This is a genomic window from Mulberry dwarf phytoplasma (assembly GCF_056504655.1).
The window spans coordinates 67500-88009 of the sequence record NZ_CM151418.1 but is presented as its reverse complement, the minus strand read 5'-3'; the positions used below and the strand labels follow the sequence as shown (position 1 = coordinate 88009).

General features: G+C 26.6%; 20 protein-coding genes. 2 read left to right on the top strand and 18 right to left on the bottom strand.

Features of this window, described 5'->3' with window-relative positions; translation table 11 throughout:
- Positions 1-132 precede the first annotated feature (132 nt).
- The 8 genes from rpsU to JAHGCCOI_RS00385 form a co-directional block, all read right to left on the bottom strand.
- Positions 133-306 (bottom strand): 30S ribosomal protein S21, encoded by a 174-nt coding sequence (gene rpsU, locus JAHGCCOI_RS00420; protein WP_011160972.1) that lies wholly within the window; start codon positions 304-306, stop codon positions 133-135.
- Between the two features lie 228 nt (positions 307-534).
- Positions 535-1113, bottom strand: coding sequence for a YqaJ viral recombinase family protein (locus JAHGCCOI_RS00415; RefSeq protein WP_479492101.1), 579 nt, complete (start codon positions 1111-1113; stop codon positions 535-537).
- A 10-nt stretch (positions 1114-1123) separates the two neighbouring features.
- On the bottom strand, positions 1124-1336 hold the full coding sequence (locus JAHGCCOI_RS00410) for a hypothetical protein (RefSeq protein WP_042068387.1): 213 nt from the start codon (positions 1334-1336) through the stop codon (positions 1124-1126).
- Positions 1337-1453: 117 nt separating this feature from the next.
- Positions 1454-3697, bottom strand: a complete 2244-nt coding sequence (locus JAHGCCOI_RS00405; protein ID WP_479492100.1) for an ATP-dependent helicase — start codon at positions 3695-3697, stop codon at positions 1454-1456.
- Between the two features lie 119 nt (positions 3698-3816).
- Positions 3817-5526 carry a glutamine--tRNA ligase gene (gene glnS, locus JAHGCCOI_RS00400; protein WP_479492098.1) on the bottom strand — a complete coding sequence of 570 codons (1710 nt, stop codon included), beginning with the start codon at positions 5524-5526 and terminating at the stop codon, positions 3817-3819.
- 431 nt (positions 5527-5957) lie between these two features.
- Positions 5958-6326, bottom strand: coding sequence for a restriction endonuclease subunit S (locus JAHGCCOI_RS00395; protein ID WP_130427427.1), 369 nt, complete (start codon positions 6324-6326; stop codon positions 5958-5960).
- Positions 6327-6360: 34 nt separating this feature from the next.
- Positions 6361-6723, bottom strand: coding sequence for a hypothetical protein (locus JAHGCCOI_RS00390; protein WP_479492097.1), 363 nt, complete (start codon positions 6721-6723; stop codon positions 6361-6363).
- An 18-nt stretch (positions 6724-6741) separates the two neighbouring features.
- Positions 6742-7080, bottom strand: coding sequence for an N-6 DNA methylase (locus JAHGCCOI_RS00385; protein ID WP_479492096.1), 339 nt, complete (start codon positions 7078-7080; stop codon positions 6742-6744).
- A 449-nt stretch (positions 7081-7529) separates the two neighbouring features.
- Between JAHGCCOI_RS00385 and JAHGCCOI_RS00380 the strand changes: the two genes are divergently transcribed.
- Positions 7530-8177, top strand: coding sequence for a DUF2963 domain-containing protein (locus JAHGCCOI_RS00380; protein ID WP_479492095.1), 648 nt, complete (start codon positions 7530-7532; stop codon positions 8175-8177).
- 477 nt (positions 8178-8654) lie between these two features.
- On the opposite strand, the gene JAHGCCOI_RS00375 is transcribed toward JAHGCCOI_RS00380, so the two are convergent.
- From JAHGCCOI_RS00375 to JAHGCCOI_RS00345, 7 genes are all read right to left on the bottom strand, one after another.
- Positions 8655-9707, bottom strand: coding sequence for a hypothetical protein (locus tag JAHGCCOI_RS00375; RefSeq protein ID WP_479492094.1), 1053 nt, complete (start codon positions 9705-9707; stop codon positions 8655-8657).
- A gap of 665 nt (positions 9708-10372) precedes the next feature.
- Positions 10373-12166: an ABC transporter ATP-binding protein gene (locus JAHGCCOI_RS00370; protein ID WP_479492093.1), complete on the bottom strand. Its 1794-nt coding sequence runs from the start codon at positions 12164-12166 to the stop codon at positions 10373-10375.
- Positions 12163-13887 carry an ABC transporter ATP-binding protein gene (locus tag JAHGCCOI_RS00365; protein ID WP_479492092.1) on the bottom strand — a complete coding sequence of 575 codons (1725 nt, stop codon included), beginning with the start codon at positions 13885-13887 and terminating at the stop codon, positions 12163-12165. Before JAHGCCOI_RS00365 ends, JAHGCCOI_RS00370 begins: the two co-directional genes overlap by 4 nt.
- Positions 13888-14092: 205 nt before the next feature.
- On the bottom strand, positions 14093-14530 hold the full coding sequence (gene mscL, locus JAHGCCOI_RS00360) for a large conductance mechanosensitive channel protein MscL (protein WP_479492091.1): 438 nt from the start codon (positions 14528-14530) through the stop codon (positions 14093-14095).
- 540 nt (positions 14531-15070) lie between these two features.
- Positions 15071-15214 (bottom strand): hypothetical protein, encoded by a 144-nt coding sequence (locus JAHGCCOI_RS00355; protein ID WP_172642355.1) that lies wholly within the window; start codon positions 15212-15214, stop codon positions 15071-15073.
- 1149 nt (positions 15215-16363) lie between these two features.
- Positions 16364-17353, bottom strand: coding sequence for a hypothetical protein (locus tag JAHGCCOI_RS00350; RefSeq protein ID WP_479492090.1), 990 nt, complete (start codon positions 17351-17353; stop codon positions 16364-16366).
- A 375-nt stretch (positions 17354-17728) separates the two neighbouring features.
- Positions 17729-18037: a hypothetical protein gene (locus JAHGCCOI_RS00345; protein WP_479492089.1), complete on the bottom strand. Its 309-nt coding sequence runs from the start codon at positions 18035-18037 to the stop codon at positions 17729-17731.
- Between the two features lie 46 nt (positions 18038-18083).
- Here JAHGCCOI_RS00345 and JAHGCCOI_RS00340 point away from each other — a divergent pair, with 46 nt between their 5' ends.
- The gene (locus JAHGCCOI_RS00340) at positions 18084-18266 is read left to right on the top strand and encodes a hypothetical protein (RefSeq protein WP_130427320.1); all 183 of its coding nucleotides are present in this window, start codon (positions 18084-18086) and stop codon (positions 18264-18266) included.
- A gap of 45 nt (positions 18267-18311) precedes the next feature.
- On the opposite strand, the gene JAHGCCOI_RS00335 is transcribed toward JAHGCCOI_RS00340, so the two are convergent.
- The 3 genes from JAHGCCOI_RS00335 to nrdF form a co-directional block, all read right to left on the bottom strand.
- A complete protein-coding gene (locus tag JAHGCCOI_RS00335; RefSeq protein ID WP_227807186.1) occupies positions 18312-18620 on the bottom strand; it encodes a hypothetical protein in 309 nt (102 codons plus the stop codon).
- Positions 18580-18723 (bottom strand): hypothetical protein, encoded by a 144-nt coding sequence (locus JAHGCCOI_RS00330; RefSeq protein WP_156956343.1) that lies wholly within the window; start codon positions 18721-18723, stop codon positions 18580-18582. The genes JAHGCCOI_RS00335 and JAHGCCOI_RS00330 overlap by 41 nt, the downstream gene beginning before the upstream one ends.
- 531 nt (positions 18724-19254) lie before the next feature.
- A complete protein-coding gene (gene nrdF, locus JAHGCCOI_RS00325; RefSeq protein WP_479492088.1) occupies positions 19255-20307 on the bottom strand; it encodes a class 1b ribonucleoside-diphosphate reductase subunit beta in 1053 nt (350 codons plus the stop codon).
- Positions 20308-20510: the final 203 nt, after the last annotated feature.

Below are 20510 nucleotides of genomic sequence, written 5' to 3'. Positions count from 1 at the left end.
TTTTTGATGATTTGAGCGAACATTTGAACGAATAAAATAAAAAGACATTTGCAAAAAAAACTTAAGCAAATATAAGCAAATATAAAATAAAAAAAGCAACTTATTTCAAGTAGCTTTTAATTGATTAAAACATTAACGCTTTTTACTACGCATATTTTTTTGGCGATTTTTCTTTTGTACGCTTGGTTTAATATAATGTTCTTTGCGACGCGCTTCTGCTAGAACACCAGATTTAGAAACTTCTCTTTTAAAACGACGTAGCGTTTCTTCGATAGTTTCTCCTTTACGAAAAACAGTTTTTGGCATTAATATCTCCTTTCCGTAATCTCAAATTAAAAATTAGCAATACTACTTATAGTATATCTCTTTTTTTGTTGTTTGTCAATAAGAAAAAGCAAAAAAATAATTAAATATTTTTGTAAGTGGTTTTATCTTTTGTTTATGGTCGTTTTTTATGGTGAAATTTGTCATAAATACGGTTAAATGAAATGCAATAGTAATAATGTATTTTTATATTTATATAAATGAGTAATTTTAAATTTGAAGTTGTTTTTGTAATTGTTTAGTTTTTAAGTATAATTGAAAAAAATGACTGCACTGTTCAAGCATGTTTGTGATAAAATTCGGGTCTTCTTTGACTTCGATATTTTTGTTGGTTTGGTCGTTTTGATAGACCAAAAAGTAAGCTTTAATTGATTGAGAACAATAAATTTGGGCTTGGAGTTGGGCATAATAGATAGTAGGGATTTTTCCTTCATTTAAAAAGGATTGCCAAGTATAAGAGGCAAAAGAAATGGGGCATTTGATTTCTAAGAGGCTTTGGGATTGGGCGTCCCATCCATCCAAAGAAGCAGACATGAAATCTTTGACAAAGGCTTTGGGTTCGAATTGCATTTTTTGTGTTTGGTTGAAAAAATTTCTTGCTTGGGGTTCCAAAATTCGTCCGCGTTTCATTGCTTCGTTGTCTTCGATTGGAGTGCCAAAAACTTTTCTTTTTAATAATTGCTCTTTGGTTTCAAATGGATTTAAGCCCATGATAGCTGCTACTTCGGAAGCATTAATGTATTTTTTGCGATGATTGTGCCAAGCTAAGGTATTTTGTTCTAATTGCATATGGCATCAACTATTGTTGGCACCAAAAGGAAAGTCCAAAAAAAGCCATGGTTAAAACAGTAAGAAAGCAGTTTAAGAAGAATTGTTCGCCTTTGATTTTGCGTCCTTGTTTTTGTTCGGAAAAAGAATTTCCCAAAGAAAAGCTGTCGTTGCTATCTGCTAAAAATAAAGTACTTAAAACGATAAAAGTACAAATAGTTACAAAAAAAACGGTATAATTCATAAAAATCTCCTTTGATTTTGGTAATTTGATTTTGTTGTTTTGTTGTTTTTAAATTTCTAATCGATTTAATAAAATAATGATTGATGATTCGTTTTTTGATAAATGTTTAAAATTTTCTTACTCTTTTATTTTAGCAAGAAAAGCAGTTGTATTTTCAAATATTTTTATATTTTGGGAATTTATAAAGCGTACTTGGATTAAATCTTGCATGATGGCTTCCACTACGCCCAAGCCGAGAGTTTTGTGTTTGACTTTGTCTCCTTTTTGAAAAAAGCCATTTTCATTAGTGTAAGATACTTGGTTTGATTGGTTTGGTTGAAATAAATGTGGGGAAAAATAATTTGGTCTTGGGGTTTCTTTTGGAAAAAAGCCCATTTCTTGTAAAAAGCGTGAAGGTTGACTGTCTATTTGTTTGCCATATGAAACTCTTTGATAAGCCCCAGTTAAAAATAACTTTTCTTCGGCTCTTGTAATTGCTACATAAGCTAGACGTCTTGATTCTTCTAAATCGCTTTTTTCTTTTTGGTTGTAATAAAAAAAAATATCTTCAAAAGCAGCTATAAAAACCACTCTAAATTCTAAACCTTTGACTTTGTGAATAGTAGAAAGTTTAACGCGATCGTTTTTGCTTGGGGTTTTGGGGTCTTGTTCGGTTTGTTCGTTAATTTCGCTATACAAAGATATTTGATCTAAAAGTTGGGTTAGTTTTTCAAAAATGTTTCCTTCCAAATTTTTTTCTGCTTGCATAAAAACTGATTTTAATTCTTCGATGTAATGTAAAGCAGGCTCAGAATCTTTTATTGATTGCATTTTGTAAGTTTCATCGTTTTTGTGACAATACTTAATTTTTTCATCAATATGAGTAATTATATCACTAAGACAGTCAAAAGAATCATTAATTAGTTCTTGGCGTAAAGCTGTAATTAATTTTTGAAATTCGTTTAGTTTAGTTTTGGTATTTGGTTGAATTGGAGTTTGGTCTAGGTAGTTAAGGGCGTCAAAGAGAGCTAAGTTTTTTTCTTGGGCAAGTTGTTCTAGATGTGCAAGTGAAGTTGTTCCAATTCCTCTTTTAGGGGTGTTAATGATGCGTTTGAAATCAAAATCTTGTGAGGGATTTGCAATAACATTGAGATAAGCTAAAAAATCTTTGACTACTTTGCTTTGGTAAAAGGAAATACCTCCAAAAACTTGATAAGGAATGCTGTTTGCTAAGAATTTTTCTTCCAAAGGGCGTCCCAAAATGTTAGTACGATATAAAATAGTAAAATCTTGATAGCTGCAAATACCTTGTAAAACAAGGTTTTGGATGGTTTTTGTGATGTAGTCTGTCTCTTCTTTATAATCTGAAAAAAACTTGTAAATAACAGGTTCGCCTCCGCTTTTAGTGCTTTTGAGATTTTTTTTAAAAGGATGGTCTTCGTTGTGTTTAATCAAAAGGTTGGCTTTGTCTAGGATGTTTTTAGAAGAACGGTAATTTTGTTCCAAAAAAGCTACTTGAGGACTAAATTTATTTAAGAACAATTGGCTGTTTTCAAATCTGGCTCCTCGAAAAGAATAAATGTTTTGGTCAGGATCTCCTACTACAAAAATATTTTGGTGGTTTTGGGCTAAAAGAGTCAAAATTTGGTATTGGAAAAAATCAGTATCTTGGAATTCATCAACTAATAAATATTGGAATTTTTGTTGATAAAAAGCCCTTACATCGGCATTTTCTTGGAGCAGTTGGTGCGTATATAAAATAAGGTCATCAAAATCAACTAAATTATTGTTTTGCAAAAAAATTTGATATTTAGCTTTGATTGGTATTTCGAATTCGTATCTGTTTTCACGTTGAAAAATGTGTTCTTTTTGGGTTGCGTGTTGCAAAGTGTCTTTGTTTTGTGGTTCGTGTTTTCTTTTGATAGCAGAAATGTTTTTTCTTAATTCGCTAATTTTTATTCTTTTGGGGTCGATATTCATTTCTTTTAAAATGTCTTTGATGATTTTTTTGCAGTCGTTGTCATCTAAAATTTTAAAATTGGTGCGATATGAAAATGGCAAAAAGGGGATAAATTTTTTCAAAATTTGGTTTCCCAAAGAGTGAAAAGTGCAAATAGTAATGCCTTTGGTTTTTTCTTGACCAATCATTTTGGCAAGTTTTTCTTGCATTTGTTTGGCAGCTTTGTTGGTGAAAGCAAGGGCTAAAATTTGGTTGCTTGGTAAGTTTTTTTGTTCGATTAAATAAGCAATTTTAGCAGTTAAAGTGGTGGTTTTACCAGTGCCTGCTCCTGCTGCTAGATAAAAAGATTTAGCATTGCTTGTGACTGCTGCAAGTTGGGGTTTATTTAATTTTTCTAAAAAATTGGTTTTATTGGAAAACATTTTTATACCTTTTATTTCGTTGTTTATCCTTTTTGTTTTGTGTTGTTTTTTCTGGGAGTGTTTTTTGGTTGGGTGATTTGATGGGATTTATTAGTTTTTATTTTTTTAGTAGAACAAATTTATTTTTGAGGATTTGATTTTAAGCTTACTACTTCATTGAAATTAAGTTCTTGCGTTTTTCCATTTGTGTCTTTTGTGATTTTGTCTGCTGCAAAATAACCTTGTCTTAGAAATTGCAAATGGTTTTTGCAACAACAGCTTTTTTGTAAACTTGATTCTACAAAACCTTTTTTGATATGCCAGGATTTATCGTTGAAATTGCCATTTGTGCAAAGTAGTGGAGCAAAAAAATTAAAAGTGGCTTTGCAAGCAGTCTTTGCTTCTACAAAATGAATAGTTCCGTTTGGTTTTCTATCTTTAAAGCCGCTGCCGCTTTTGGTTTGGGGGTCGTATGTTGCAAGAATTTCTGTTATTTCTCCTTTGTTGTTTTTGACAACATCGTAAGCTTTAACAAAATAAGCATGAAATAATCTTACTTCTTCGCCCAAAGTTAATCTTTTATAATTTTTATCTGGTTTTTGGAGTGCAAAATCGTCTTTTTCAATGTAGAGATGGCGGGAAAAATAAATTTCTCTTTCTTGGGTTTGTTCTTTTCCTTTTGTTTGTTCTTGATTTTGTTCTGGGGTTTTTCTTTGGGTTTGAGATGTGTTGCAACATTTACAAGTATGAAAATTATTAGTCCAAGGAGCTTTGAGAGTTTCTATTTGGTTTTCAGGAAAGTTAGTAATAGTAAGTTTGAGGGGGTTTATAACTGCCATGCGAGGCAAGGATTTTCCTTTAAGGTCATCTCTTACAAAAGATTCTAACATTTCTTGTTTGACTTGTGAATTTACTTTGGATAAGCCTGTTTCAAGGACAAAATTTTTGATAGCTTCAGGAGTGTAGCCTTTTTTGCGGATGCCTGATAAAGTTGGCATTCTAGGGTCATCCCAACCTGTTACTAAGTTTTTTTCTACCAAATTATTAAGATGTCTTTTGCTCATCAAAGTTTGGGTAAGATTAAGTCTTCCAAATTCAATTTGGCGTGGAGTATGTTTGGCTTTTGTTTCTTTGATTATCCAATCATATAAAGGTCTGTGGTCTTCGAATTCCAAAGAACACAAAGAATGTGTGATGTTTTCAAAGGAATCTTCCAATGGATGAGCGTAATCATAGGTAGGGAAAATATGCCAATGTTTTTGTTTTAAAGTAAAAGCAGAAAGAATACGGTACAAAATAGGGTCTCTCAAATTAAGGTTAGGGCTTTGCATATCAATTTTGGCACGCAAAACTTTGCTACCTTCTACAAATTTTCCTTTTTTCATTTGTTCAAATAGCAAGATATTTTCTTCAATACTACGATTGCGATAAGGAGAATTGGTACCTTTTTGGGTTAAATTACCGCGACTTTGGGCAATTTGTTCAGCGGTTTGGTCATCAACATAGGCTTTTCCTTGTTTGATTAAAAAAAGTGCCATTTGATACATTTGAGGGAAATAATCTGAGGCAAAAGTGATTTTGTAAGGAGTGTATCCCAGCCATTTGATGTCATTGAGGATGGCATTAACATAAATTTGTTTTTCTTTGGAAGGGTTGGTGTCATCATAACGTAAAAGGGTTTTGCCTTCAAAAAAATGTGCCAATTCAAAATTAATAATGATGGCTCTGGCGTGTCCTAAATGTAAAAAACCATTGGGTTCGGGCGGGAAACGTGTAATGATTTGGCTGCATTTTCCGCTTTGGAGGTCTTTTTGAATGATGGTTTTGATGAAATTTGATTGTTTTTGCATTTTATAAGTCCTTTTTCTTTTTATTTGGTTTATTTGGGGTTTGGGCTTTTTGGGTGGTTTTGTTTGCAAAAAAATTTGTTTGGGAATCTTAGTTTTGGTCTCCAATTTTTATTAGTTAATTTATGTATTTTATTTATGATTAGAAATATAATTTAGGATTTTGAAAAAATATACTTCTAAATATCGCTGTCAATATCATATCCTTCATATATTTTAATCAAAACACTCTATTATATTATACTAGCATTTTGAAAATATTTTTCATTTTAACAGTTGGAAGTTGGTGAAAGTGGTTTAGGGTTTATATTAAATTTAGATTTGCATTAAGCATATATCAATTTACAAAAAAAGACATTCATTTAATGAATGTCTTTTGTATTTTAAAAAAATGGAGAATAAAAGCAAGAAAAAGTAAGGAATAAATTATATAATTATAATAAATAATAATATTCTTGTTTTTCTTTTTGAAGTTGGCGTATTTCTATGGAAATATTTTCAATATCATTTAATAATTTAGATAAATTATTGAAAAAAACATTTATTTGTTTTTGTTCTTTTAAAGCGGGTAATTTAAAAGTTAGTTGATAAAAAACATTTTTATCAATTTCGGATATTACCCCTTGTTTTCCAATAACCTTTAATTTTTTATGAACTTGAGAATTTTTTAAAAAATTCAATATAAAATTAGCATCAAACCCCTCTTTAACTTCAAAAACTGAATAAATATTAGAAATCAATACTGGTTTATTATAAATATTATAAGCAATTGATTTATGTTTTAAGAAATCTCTGTTGTTCATAACAATATTGTTGGGATATGCTATTCTATAATTTTTAATTTTTTTTAAATTGTTTTTTATTATCTCTTAAAATCAAACCTTTTTTACAATCTAGACTACAAATATCATAAGGGGAGCTATCTTTATTTGTTTTTGTTATTTCTTGTATTATATCTTTAATTGCTATTTCTTTTCTTTCTTTAGAATTTTCGAAAAATAATTCAATCTCTTTTTCTATTTGTTGTATTTTTTGAGATAAATTATTTTTTTTAGTTTCTAATAATTCTATTTCTCTTTTGAAAATCGCAATATTTTTTATATTTACCTCTTTGTTTTCTTGCAAATGATTTGAACAATATAAGTTTGTGGTTAAAACATAATTATTTTTTCTAATTTGCTCTATATTTGCTATTGACATTTTGTCATTTTTTTTATTTTATGACACCATTTCCATTATATCTTTAATATTTTTTTTGCCTAATTGTCTTAGAAAAATACCACTTTTAATTCTTTCATGCATTTCTGATGCATCAATAAAACGAATTTGATGTTTTTGATTTTCTACACATTTTTGTATAATTAAAATATAAGTAATGGTTGTTTCAGATACATAAGGGAAAATATTTAGGGGTAATTGTATAATTGTATCAATATATTGATTTTCTACTAAAAATTTTCTAAATTCTATTACTCCGGGTGTAGAAGCGCATAAAACTCCAGATGGTAAAATAACACCTAAAGTGCCATCTTCTTCTAAGAGATGTAACATATGCATTAGAAAAGCTTGAAGCCATAATAAACAATCGAAACTTCAATGAACTTACCTCAGAAGAAAAAACCGAGCACGAAAAAATATCCAAAACAAGAAATGCCGCCATCTGTGGGAAAAAATTTAAATATTGTAACGTAAATAATTATGACAACACGATCGAAGATTTAGAACCTACTATCAACCAAATCGAACAGGCGAGAAATCAATATCTCAACATCGCAAACGACCCTAATCTCACACTCCCTCAAAAAACCAAAAAAATTGAAGAACTAATGTCAAACCCAAGTTTGAATCAAACCGAAGGACAAATAATTACTGGATCTCTTAAAATCACAAATTAATTATCCCCTCCCCAGAGGGGCGATTTCGGTACAAAAAAAAAAAAAAAGAGTAAAATAAAGGTAAGGGATATTGTTTGTACCCTAATAAGTTAAAAAAGGAGAAAAAATAAAATGAATTATCAATCACCCAACCAAACGAAATCAGTTTGGAAAGCTACCCTTGTTATTGTGGCAGTTTTGTTAATTTGCGCGGGGCTTCTTTGGCTTTCCGTAAATTTCGGCACCACCAAGAAATTATCATCTCAAGGCAGAGATGATAATGTTGGTAGTAACCATTACCCCCACCAATCTAACACAAAACCACTAAAACCACATAATGATAAACCTTCTTATCCTATCGAGTCCACTAACACAACTAAAGCTAACCAACCCAAACCACAAACACCGCATAATGATAAACCTTCTTATCCCATCGAATCCACTACTACTACTAATGCTAACCAACCCAAACGAGAAATCCCAATTACTAATGTATCGCCCAAAGTAGAGTACGATCCCCAAACAGGATATATAATCAAGTATACCTCATACAATTTTGACGGTACAATCAAGTCCATCGGCGAGTACGACCCCCAAACAGGGAAGGAAATCAAGTGGACCTTATACAAATCTGACGGTACAATCAAGTCCATCGGCGAGTACGACCCCCAAACAGGGAATGAAATCAAGTATACCTGGTACAATTCTGACGGTAAAACAATTGACTACATCATCGAGTACGATCCTAAAACAGGGAAGGAAATCAAGAAGGCCCCTTGATTCAGAAATGCCCCTCTCGCATTGATTTAAATCCAATTAGGGTATATTACCCTAGTCTTGATTTAGACACCCTTTAAATGAGGAGTTTTTTTATTTTTTCGGCTTATATATATAGTGTAGGGATAAAATATTTAAAAAAAATATCTTTACAAACTAACAAAGTAGTTTGTAAAGATAAGAAATTATCTATTTAATTTTAAGTCTTAAAGAGTAATTTTTAAATAAAAAAGTGTCTAAAAAAATGGAACAGTTCATTCTTATTAAGAAAATAATTTTTTGGTTGAATACTAGATAAATTTAAACTAAAATAATTAGAATTTTGAAATTGATTTGGATTCATATAAGATTTAAACAACAAAGTTAAATTATGTGGAATTTTAATATTTCTTTCATTAACTCTTTGTTTAATATTCCATTCAAATATATTAGAAAAGTTAAAATTAACAATTGGAAATGAACTTAATTCTATTTCTTTAATTATATCATAAGGAAATAATGCCAAAAAAGATTTTTGAGGACAAGAAAAACATGTACGAGAAAATCCAAACAAATGACGACTATAAAAATCAATTCCTTTATTAGAATTTGATTCAATTTGTTTATCATTTTTAGAAACATATTTACTAACATATGAAACAATTTTATTAACATAATCTTTTTTATCAAAAGTACCTTTATAAAAAACTTTACATTTACTAATTTCAATTTTTTCAAATAAAAGATTTTTTTTGATGGTCTAAAAATTTGAACGTTTTGACTAATTGGATTTAAATGTTTATAATGTTTTATATTATTTTTATTCATAACAGATGCATAAGCATTAGCCCAAAGCAAAGTAATTTTTGGCACTTTAACATTCTTTTTCTCGTAATAATTTTGAGGTATTTTAATATTACCTTTTTCATCTATTTTATGCATTAAATAATCATCATAAAAAATACTCTTATTCCCTTTAATAGGTCGGTTTTTCAAACACAAAGCATAATCTTTATCAGCACACAAATAACGAGAATATACACCAAAAGAATTTAAAACATCAATATTAAAAATAATATGATAATGAATAACTCCTAATTTAGTAGTTTCCAAAGACCAAAAATAACGAAAATCTTGCATTTTAGAATAAACCAAATCTTTTTGAGAGAATTGTTGAAATAAATTTGATAAATAACTTTTTCTCACTAAACGAATAAAACGTTTCCTTACTTGCCCCATAATATCAGGTTCATGAGTATATTTTATAGTTTTACCTTGTAAATCATCATAAGGAGCTGTCAAAGTAATAAAAGATATTTTTTTAGAATCTTTGAAATTATATAAAAGTTTATCCTTAGCATTTTGTGAAGAATCTCGATAATGCCTTAAAATTTTTGATTTTGGTTTAATTTCTTGCAATTTATTTTCTTTTAATTGCTTTTTTAAAGAATAATCAAATTTCAAATCATCATCACTTAATGACAAATACCTTTCTTCTTTTTTTTCTTTTAAATGTTTTTTATAATATTTAATTCGTTCCAAAGGTTCAAACATAAAATAATTAAACCTTTTTAAACGAGTCTCATAACCATTATCTTTTTTTTTACTTTATAAATATTTTTAGAAATTTCCTTAAATAAAACACATAATTTTAAATAACATTTCTTATAATAAGATTCAGTAATTTGATTAAATTTATGTTGTTTTTCTAATTGGTTAACTTTTTCATTATAAATTTTAATAGTAGTAGATAATTCATCATAATTTTCTATATCTTTTGAATTAGGTAAACAAATTTTTAAATAATCTAAATCAAAAATTTTATCATTTAATCCTTTTATAAAATCATCAGAAATTAATTCTTTTTTTATTAAGGAATAAAAATAATTATAACAAAAGTATATATAATATATGAAGATTTAATTTGTTTCATTTTTTTACTCCTTTTTAAATTCGGTTATGATCTCAAAATATTCACTCTATAATAATTTATAGTTTTGAAAATAAATCAATCAAATAATTATCCAGTTTACAACACAAATATAATCTCCCATAATTTTTTTATACATTATCGCAATTGATTATTCTTATTATAACATATCACCTAAAACCAACAACACCAATAAACAATCTTTAAATAATAAAATAATAACTTACAAATAAGGAAAAGACCAACTATTTTTATAGTTGATCTTTATATTTAATATTAATATTATATCTTATTTTTGAAATTGACTTTGATATAGTTTATAATAAAATCCTTTATAATTTAATAATTCTTGATGTGTTCCTTGTTCAATAATAGCCCCTCTATGAAGCACTAATATCTTATCAGCATTAACAATAGTAGACAATCTATGAGCAATAACAAAAGCAGTTTTATTTTGAATTAACTTTTGAATGGCTTGTTGTAACAAAATTTCAATTCTAGTATCTACATTAGAAGTAGCCTCATCCAAAATTAATATTTTAGGATTACTTAAAATAGTCCTTGCAATAGTAATTAATTGTTTTTCTCCTTGTGATAAGTTATCTGCTTCTTCATTAATTTGCATCTGATAACCATTAGGCTTAGTATTAATAAAATAATTAACTTGAGCTTGCTTGGCTGCTTGTATTACTTCTTCATCAGTTACATCTTGTTTACCATATTTAATATTTTGCCAAATAGTATCTTTAAAAAACCAAGTATCTTGTAATACCATTCCAAAAATAGTTCTTAAATTATCTTTCTTTAACTCGCGAATATCAACTCCATCAACTTTAATAGACCCTGCATTAATATCATAAAAACGCATTAAAAGATTAATTAAAGTAGATTTACCTGAACCTGTAGGACCTACAATAGCTATGGTTTGTCCTGGCTTGGCAACAAAATTAATATTCCTTAATAACATATCTCTTTTATTATAACCAAAAGAAACATTTTCAAAAACAACTTCTCCTTGAGGATTGGCAATAACTTGAGGTTTGAGCACTTCAGGAGCTTCTTCAATTTCATTTAAAAAAGCAAATACTCTTCTAGAAGCAGCATTAGCAGATTGTAATAAAACTGACATATGACCTATTTCAATAATGGGATTCCCTAAACGCCACACAAATTGTAAAAAACATCTAAAAAGTCCTATTCCAATAACTCCTACTCCTAATTTAGTTAAAAAAAGAGGTATATTATGTCCTTCAATCAAAAAAAATCCCATCATACTAACTGCAATTAAAGTAAAATGAGTAAATAAACATACAATTGGCGAAGTTAATCCAGACAAAAAATTAGATTTAAAAACTAACTTTTCTAAATACTTACTTTGATAACTAAACTCTTCAATAACTGTATTTTGTTGATTATATAAAATAATTTCTTTATATCCAGTATATTTTTCTTGTAAAAAACCATGATGATTCCCTGATGCATCAAACCTTTGAATAAAGATTTTCTGTGATTTAGTAAACACTTTATAAATAGCATAAAAGGAAAAAGGAATCATCATAAAGACAATAATACCTAAAAAAAGATGTAAAACAAACATAAAACAAACAATCATTACAATCATTAAAAAAGCAGCTAACATAATAGAAAAAGATTGTTGCAAGGCATTAGAAATAACTTCAATATCATTTGTCATCCGACTCATAATATTTCCTAAAGTATTAGAATCAAAGTATTTAATAGGTAAACGATGAATTTTTTTTTGCACATCTTGACGCAAATCTCTCATCCCTTGATGAATAGATGAAATTAACATTTTATTAAAAAAGACACGACACATAACAACAACAAAATATAAAAATAAATTAATACATAAAATAAAGATAATATAAGACATAATATCATTGCCAAAAAAAGGAACAGAAAAGGAATTTTTATCTTTATAATAATTTTGAATTTTATCAGTAATAAATCTACCTTCAAAATAAAACAAAAAAACATTAAAAAGGCAAGCTACAAAAATTAAGAAAATCCCTAAATTAATTTGTTTTTTAAAAGGTTTTAAATATCTCAAAATTCTTTTCATACAACAACCTCTAAATTTTGGGATTTGGCAATTTCTTGATAAAGAAGACAATTTTTCATTAATTCTTGATGAGTTCCTATAGCTTTCATTTTTCCTTCTTCTAAAACAATAATTTTATCAGCATTAATAACAGAAGTAAGTCTTTGAGCAACAATTAACACTAAGGCTTGATCTTTCATTTCAAAAAAAGCTTTTCTAATTTCATATTCAGTTTTATAATCAAGAGCTGAAAAAGAATCATCAAAAATATAGATATCAGGTTTTTTAAGAAATCCTCTTGCCATAGAAAGCCTTTGTTTTTGTCCCCCTGAAAAATTAGTACCTAATTCACTTACTATTTCATTAAATTTATGATTTTTATTTTGTACAATTTGATAAGCTTGAGCAAGTTGCAATGCTTCTGTCATTTGATTTTCTTGAGGATTTTGTTTGCCAAAAGCTAAATTACTTCTAATAGTTCCTTTAAATAAAACATTTTTTTGAGAAATAAAACTAATTTTATTACGCAAATAATTAAGATCATATTCTTTAATATCAATATCATTAATTTTAATAGCACCTTCGCACACATCATAAAGGCGAGGAATAAGCCCTATTAGGGTTGATTTTCCTGAACCAGTAGCACCTACAAAAGCTACAATTTGTCCTTGTTTCATACTAAAATTAATCTTTTCTAACATGGGTTGTGTAGCATCAGGATAAGTAAAAGTGACATTTTCAAAAGACAAAGTTTGAAAAGGCATTTGCGGTTTTAAAGGTTTACAAACATTTTTAATTTTAGGGGTAATATTTAAAACATTTTCAATTCTTCTAACAGATACCAAAGTTTTAGGAAACATCATAAAGAGTAATAAAAAATCTAAAATAGCAAATAAAACATGAAATTGATAATCAATACATGAAAGAAGTTTTCCCGTAGTAAAATCAGGATGACTTTGAGTTAAATAATATACTCCTACTCCAACATTAATCAAAATAGAACAATTTAAAAACAAATAAAAGATAGGATCAATAGAAACCATAAAATTAAATAATTTAATAGAAAAAAAACTATATTTATGATTTACTTTAGAAAAACGAGAAGTTTCATATTGACTTTGGCGAAAAGCACGAATAGATTTAATCCCAATTAAATTTTCGCGAGTAATAACATTTAATTCATCTAATTTTTTTTGTTGTTGCTGTGATAAAATATAAGATTTTTTAAGAATAATAAATAAGGTTAAAACTAAAAAAGGAGCAACAAAAAGGATTCCTAAAAGCAAAAAAGAAGCTACATAAAAAATAGAAACAACACTAACTACAAGCATAATGGGAGACACAACAGCAGTACGGTAAAAAACAGAAATGAAATTCATTACTTGAAAAACATCCAAAGTAGTATAGTTAAGGATAGAAGAAATCCCTAATTGTTTCATCTCAGTGGGCGAAAAAGTTTGTACTTTTTTAAAAATATCGACGCTTAAATCTTGAAAAAGCAAGGATGATACTTTGGAAGCACAATAATTAAGAATTAGATTTCCTATAAAACCACAACAAGCACATAAAGCTAAAAACCCTAAAAGTGCGAAAGGATCAATTTGATTTTTATTATAATCAATAATAAATTTACCAATTATAAAAGGAATTCCCAATTCACCACAACAAACAAACAAAACAGCAATTAAATTTAATAACAGCAACATTTTGTATTTGAATAAATATTTCCAAATAATTTTCATTAGTCTAAACTCACAATTCCTTTGTTTATATGGTTAATTTTTTTGTTGCAATTTCTTTCAAGTAATAATGGTAAAAAATAAGGATAAAAAGAGTGAAAATATAATTAAAATAATAAAACGTAATAAAAAAAGACTATTAAAAATAGTCCCTTATAATTGCTTTAATAACAACTAAATAATATTTATTGTTAATACTAACTTGCAATTACTTATTTGATTTCAAAATATCTTTAATTTCTTCTAATAAAGCGATTTCTTTATCAAGACTTTGTTGTAAAAGTAACATATTCTTATCGACTTTATCCTTTTGCAAAGGATTTTTCCATGACATTAAAGTTAAAATAGTATAAATAATAAAAGAAAGAAACAAAAACTCTAAAATAGTTTGCAAAAAATTACCATAACCAAGATAAGTATTAGCTTTAATTTCCAATTTCAAATCTTTTAAAGCCCCAGTATAATTAAACAACAAAGAAAAAAGAGGCATAATAATATCTGCTACCAAAGAACTTACAATTTTGGCAAAAAGTTGTCCTATTACAACTGCAACAGCTAAATTAATGACATTACCACGAGCAATAAAAGCTTTAAAACCTTTAGCAAATTGCAAAGATTTAGAGGTAAAATTATAATTTTCTATCATTTCAAAACTCCTTTTTAATAAAAAATTAAAGATAAATTTTGTAATTATTTTAGTTATTGTATCAAAATAAAGGAATAACAAAAGTCAAAAAAGGATTCAAAACTCTTTAAAATTTTAGATTTTAATATTTTTATAAAACAATTTTAATAAATAACAAATATGAAAAAATAATTTGAAAAATCAAAAATGGGATGTTTTTTTAAATGGGTTGAAATTCAATTATTGCAAAACTCAAAAAGAAAAACGCAAAACAATACTTTAAAGTCAAAAGACCAACCAATAAAAAACCAACTTTTAACACTTTAAATAAAAGGGATTTTTACATTTGTATTATAACATTTTTTAATTATAAAAATAGCAAAATATCTAAAAAATATTTAATTATAAGTGTTTGGGGTTCAGTGAGGTTTTTTCTTTTGTTCTTTATATTATAAACAAAATTAACTAACATATTAAAAAAATATTAAAAGTTCTATAATCTATTAATAAACTAGATATTAAAAAAGGAAAGAAACACACAATATTAAATATTTTATATAATTAACCTAATTCTTTATTTATACCATAATAAAATAAAAAAAGAGCAAACAAATAAGAAATGCTGCCAACTAATCTAGACCATTCAAAAATTTGAATTTCAATTAATCTTTTTTCCTTTTGTTCTTGTTTTTGGGTTTCTTTCAAACATTTCTTTAAACTATTAATTGATTGTAAAACATAAGTTTGTTTTTTAATAATTATTGTAAGATATAAAAACCTCAAACTAAGTAAATAGTTTGAGGTTATAATTATGAATTATGTTTTATTTGTAGTTAATGAATTTATTTTTTACCCTTAAATAAACGAAAAATAATTATAATAATATTAAATATCTCTTTCCAATTTAATATAAATACTTAAATTTTTATCTTTTATCATTTTTTATATTACCTAAATAAGTAATAACATATATAAAAAGTTCAAATATACTACAAAATACTTCCATACTAGAAAGCCATAAAAAATTCACTAAAATCCATTCACATTCTTTGGCAAGCACTTTATTTTTAGCAAAGTTATCTAATTGATGTAAAACATAAACCCACCTTAAAATACCTATGATAAAAGTTATTAAGGATAAAAATATAAGGATAATAAGAAAAAAGAAGTTAGAAAAATAATTATGATAGCAGTATAAAAAAACAAATAATTTCACCAATAAAACTAATAAGAAAAAATATTTTTAAAACTTTAATGAATCCAGGATAAACTTTAATTTTATTTATTTTATATAAAACAGTAATAAAAACTAAAATCAAAATAGTAATTAACAAAGATATTAAAGGAATTAAATGTTGAATAAAAGGGGGAAAGTCCAAATATTGTTTCCCATAAAAGCGGTAAAAGCAAAATAAAGTAGCATATAAAAAACCTACTAATATAACCATCAAATGAAGAGCTATCGGCAAAAAACAATTCCAATAATAAAGACTTAATTTATAAAAACAACATATCAAAATAATGATTAATTTAAAGCCAATTAAAAATAAAATCAATTCCTTTATATTTGTTATTTTGGTTTGTAAAAAAGAATATAATGTACTGTGATAGTGGCTTAATAACTGATAAATAATTAATCCTGATAGTAAACAAAATAAATTAAGGATAAAAAATTTATAAAAACCATCTTATAAGAAACTATTTTATCAGTTTTATTAGAAACATGTTTTTGCATTCATTTATTTATTTTTTGATTTTTATGATTATGAGATTTTTTTAACAATTTATTAAAATACTCAGGATTATCAAAAATGAAATCTAAGAACTTCATATTTATCAATCCTCCTTATAATTTTAGTTTATTCTTTTACCACAATAAAGATTTAAATATTGAGGACCGAACCCGTGTTTAGGTTGTAAAATATTAATTAAAACATGCGAAGAATTAGAAATTTCACTTTTTTGGACTAACCTATAAGATCTTTTGTTATTATCTAAAAATAATTCATAAACTTCTATAACATCTTCAGAAGGAAAATGAACTGAAAATCCAATTGTTTTTTTATAATAATTATTTGTTATATCAAAAATAATTTTTTTATTTATATACGCATAAGATTCGTATTTTCTTTCTGCTGCCTCAGCTGCTTCAAAAACCTCAGGAAAAAATACTTTGCCCCAAAAACTATCTACTGCTTTTTTAGTACTTTTTTTCAAAGCTGTTTTAGCAATAGCATGTCTTACTTTTTGATTAATCTTTTTCTTAATATATTCTTTAATTCTTTTTTTAACTATTTCTGTTTTTATAGAATGTGGCAATGTTTTAACAATATCTTTGCCAAATTTCTCCATTTGTTGAGGGGTTACTTCGAAATTGTTATCTATTATTCCTTCAAAAAAATCTTTAGCTATTTCTAAAAGGGTAGAATCTGTAGGACAATCACAAAAAGTAAGTTTTACTTGTTTAATTTCGTCTAATTGAGAAAGATCAAAAAAGAAAAAACCTTGTTCTACATTTGAATTCAAATGATAATCTAGCACATCGTTAAACATAGCAATTTTAGAACTTGGCAAAAAATCCTCTTTAGCATCAAACCCAAAGCTAACTACTTTTTTAAAACCAGGAATTGGGACAAAATTACTTGCTATTAAAGCAGTATTTTTTATTAAATGATTTGCATTTACAAATTCTTTATATGAATGACAAGGAATGGGTTTGATTTCTGAAAGACCATAAAAAACTCTAGCATTATCTGAAAAAGTATGCCCATCGGAATGACGCCAATCAAGTACATTATGTTTTTGAGAATAATCTGGTTCATAATCATCAGGATTAAAAGCCATAACTTTAGAACTTGTAAATGAATAAAATAATATTAAAAATAAAAAACTAAATAATTGTAATTTCTTAAAATAAAGTTTTTTTAATAAAAACAATATAACCTCTTTTTAAATTTTATTTTATTATGTATTTTATATTTAGCATAATTAAAATATTAATTAAAAAAGATTGATTACTTTCATATAAACCACCACCATTTTATTGAATTTATAAAAATATATAAATCAATCAAATAATTATCTAGTTCACAACACATAATATAATCGTCCATAATTTCTTTATACATTATCGTGATGAATTATTTTTGTTATATCATGTTTATAGTGTATTTATATAAATATTTAATAATATAAAATATTTAATTTTAGTGCCAAAAGTTATTTTTCTTTAAATAACAATGCAAAGCATGTTAAAATTTTAAAAACAGAAAGAAAAATTTGAAAAAAACTACCAAACAAAAGACATATAATAAACCATTCATATTTTTTAGGAATTTGTTCTTTTACAAAAAGATCGAGATTTTCTAAAGTAATAGTCCACATTAAAATACCTATAATTAAATTAAAAAAAGACCACAATAAAGAAGCAAAAATAGTCCATGGATTTTGTAAATTGATACCCAAACCAAATAAAGCTAATAATATTGTACCAAAAAAAGAAATCATAAAAAGGATTTTGGTTTGCAAACGAAATTGAGGACTAAATTGAGTTTTTTTAATATTATATAAATAAGTGGCAAAAGCAACAATTAAGGAAGTTGCTATAATAGGGATTATTATCAAAACCAAAGACAAAGATTTTAAAAAAGGATCATTATTTAATTCCAAGAGAGTAGGGACAAAACCTATAAAAATAAAACCTGAAACTAAAGCAAATAATGAAATCCCAAATTTTAATAAAGGATTGAAAAGATAAATCCCAATGCCTATAAGAAATGATGAAATTGCTAAAAATCAAACCTCAGGGCAACACTAAGATACCAAAATAAAGTTTTATTTTAGCATCTATATTATTTACTTTTAATAAATCATCAATATCAAGTTGACAAAATGCAGAGATATCAATAATATAAATTTTTAATTTTAAAGATTTAATAAATTCTAAATATTTATAAATATTAGATTCGTTTTTGAAAAAAAGATAAGCAGATAAGCCACCAAATACAAAAACACATGATAAAATAAAAAATTTAATAAAAACAGTATTATGAGTTCCTAATTTGATTTTTTTACTTAATTGGTAATTTTTTTTGATTTTTAATTTCTTCAATTTTTTCTTGTACTAAAAAAGTAATATCGTCATCAGGATTACGTGGTTTTAATATTTTTTTTACTCTTTTAGAAGGATTAATTAAGTATTCAAAAAAGCCCATATTAAATACCTCTTTTTTAGAATTTATAAGTTGTTTATTTTCTAAAATAAATTTATGGCGAAAATGATTTAGGTTTGGGTTTGATTTGAAAGTTATATATTTGGAATAAAATAAGTTATTTTCTTTGGGATAGATTAGTGCAACAAAATAAAGGATAAGAATAATGATAAATATTTATAACAATAAATATAATAAATTATGAATTAATTTTTTGTTAGAAATGATAAATTGCAAAATTATAAAACACGCAAGAAACAAAAAAAACAGCAAATTATTTATTACATTCGCATGTTTTATTTTCTTGTAACATGTTTTATAACTTCCTTTTTAATCTTTCCCTCATTGATATGTTTTTTTCTTCCCAAAAAAACGCCAATGAATTAATTTTATTTTACCACTAAAAAGCAAGTTTGCAACACAAAAATACTTATTTTAGTATAAAAAGAAAGGAATTATGATAAAACTAAATGTTTTTTAAAACAAAAAAAGCTAGTTTAAAAACTAGTCTTTTTTTTTATTGTTGATTGTGTCTTAAAAATAAAAATCTTCATCTTGCAACGCCTCAGAGCGCATTTTTTGATAACCGTTTCCCTTCATAGAAAAGTTATCCATAGTTTTAGTCTCAGTATTAAGTCCATTAATGATAACAGGATTTACATTTTCGGATGGAAAAAAAGCATCAAATCCCAAATTCATTAAAGCTTTATTGGCATTATAACGCACAAATTTATTAACATCATCTTCTAAATTTAGTTTATGATAAATGGCATGAACTAAGGAAGTTTGGGCTTGATAGAGTTGTTGCATCAAATCATCTAACCATGTTTTTAAAGTTTGTTGGGCAGGCTTATCAAACAGTTGATAAATTTCAGTTGCAAGACGCCCCACATAAACACCATGAATACTTTCATCACGAATAATTAAATTAATAATTTCTCCTGATTGCATCAATTTACCTTGACCATAAAAATATAAAGAATAGTAAAAACCACTGTAAAACAACCAAGTTTCTAAAAAAACCGATACTGCCATAGCTTGCCACTGAGTTTTTTTAAATTCCAATTCACTAAATTGTAAGGAGGATTGTTTTTTCAAATAAATTTGGTCTTCCAAAGCCTCATAAACTTTTACAATTACTTGCATCATAGTTTGAAGGCTTGTTTGCTGGGTGCCCCACAAAAAAAGTTGATTAATTTCTTTGTTAGTTAAATAGCTCATAAAAATATTAGAATAACTTTTAGCATGTACTGCATTTTCCATAGCTCCCATAAAATTAAGGGTAGCTTTTTTTTGGTGTTCATGTTCTTCTAACGAACGAGCAATAACAGGCATACCCAAATCACCTTGATAAGTATCTAAAAAAGTAAGAACTAAAAGATTGCGGGAATAAGCAGTTTTTTCTTCTAAGGTAAGTTCACTCCAAGCAGCAAGATCACCTTGCAAACTGATATCTTCAGGACGCCAAAATTGGCTTAAATTTTGTTCATAAAAAAAATGGGTATATTTGTCTTCTAACACATTCCAGTTAGCTCCTTGAAAAGGGCTTTTAGAAGTTGGGTGGGGTTGGGAATTTTTAGTTTTCATTGATTTACTCCTTTTTTCTTTTAGGGTTTTTGAATTTTTCAGTATAAATTAATTGGGATAAAATTGAAAGGGTTGTGATTTGGGATTGTAATTTGGAAAATAATAAAGGATTGATTGGGGTTGATTTGCATTTTGATAAGTTAGTATTTATATTTTTGGAAAATAATGAAGGTATTTATTTTGATATAAAAGGGGTTGAGGCA

Coding starts and splice junctions, on each gene's coding strand:
- mscL (WP_479492091.1), bottom strand. CDS start 14,530: ATGATAGAAAATTATAATTTTACCTCTAAATCTTTGCAATTTGCTAAA.
- nrdF (WP_479492088.1), bottom strand. CDS start 20,307: ATGAAAACTAAAAATTCCCAACCCCACCCAACTTCTAAAAGCCCTTTT.
- JAHGCCOI_RS00365 (WP_479492092.1), bottom strand. CDS start 13,887: ATGAAAATTATTTGGAAATATTTATTCAAATACAAAATGTTGCTGTTA.
- JAHGCCOI_RS00415 (WP_479492101.1), bottom strand. CDS start 1,113: ATGCAATTAGAACAAAATACCTTAGCTTGGCACAATCATCGCAAAAAA.
- JAHGCCOI_RS00350 (WP_479492090.1), bottom strand. CDS start 17,353: ATGGCTTTTAATCCTGATGATTATGAACCAGATTATTCTCAAAAACAT.
- JAHGCCOI_RS00405 (WP_479492100.1), bottom strand. CDS start 3,697: ATGTTTTCCAATAAAACCAATTTTTTAGAAAAATTAAATAAACCCCAA.
- rpsU (WP_011160972.1), bottom strand. CDS start 306: ATGCCAAAAACTGTTTTTCGTAAAGGAGAAACTATCGAAGAAACGCTA.
- JAHGCCOI_RS00390 (WP_479492097.1), bottom strand. CDS start 6,723: ATGTCAATAGCAAATATAGAGCAAATTAGAAAAAATAATTATGTTTTA.
- JAHGCCOI_RS00385 (WP_479492096.1), bottom strand. CDS start 7,080: ATGCATATGTTACATCTCTTAGAAGAAGATGGCACTTTAGGTGTTATT.
- glnS (WP_479492098.1), bottom strand. CDS start 5,526: ATGCAAAAACAATCAAATTTCATCAAAACCATCATTCAAAAAGACCTC.
- JAHGCCOI_RS00330 (WP_156956343.1), bottom strand. CDS start 18,723: ATGGGCTTTTTTGAATACTTAATTAATCCTTCTAAAAGAGTAAAAAAA.
- JAHGCCOI_RS00375 (WP_479492094.1), bottom strand. CDS start 9,707: ATGTTTGAACCTTTGGAACGAATTAAATATTATAAAAAACATTTAAAA.
- JAHGCCOI_RS00370 (WP_479492093.1), bottom strand. CDS start 12,166: ATGAAAAGAATTTTGAGATATTTAAAACCTTTTAAAAAACAAATTAAT.
- JAHGCCOI_RS00395 (WP_130427427.1), bottom strand. CDS start 6,326: ATGAACAACAGAGATTTCTTAAAACATAAATCAATTGCTTATAATATT.
- JAHGCCOI_RS00410 (WP_042068387.1), bottom strand. CDS start 1,336: ATGAATTATACCGTTTTTTTTGTAACTATTTGTACTTTTATCGTTTTA.
- JAHGCCOI_RS00380 (WP_479492095.1), top strand. CDS start 7,530: ATGAATTATCAATCACCCAACCAAACGAAATCAGTTTGGAAAGCTACC.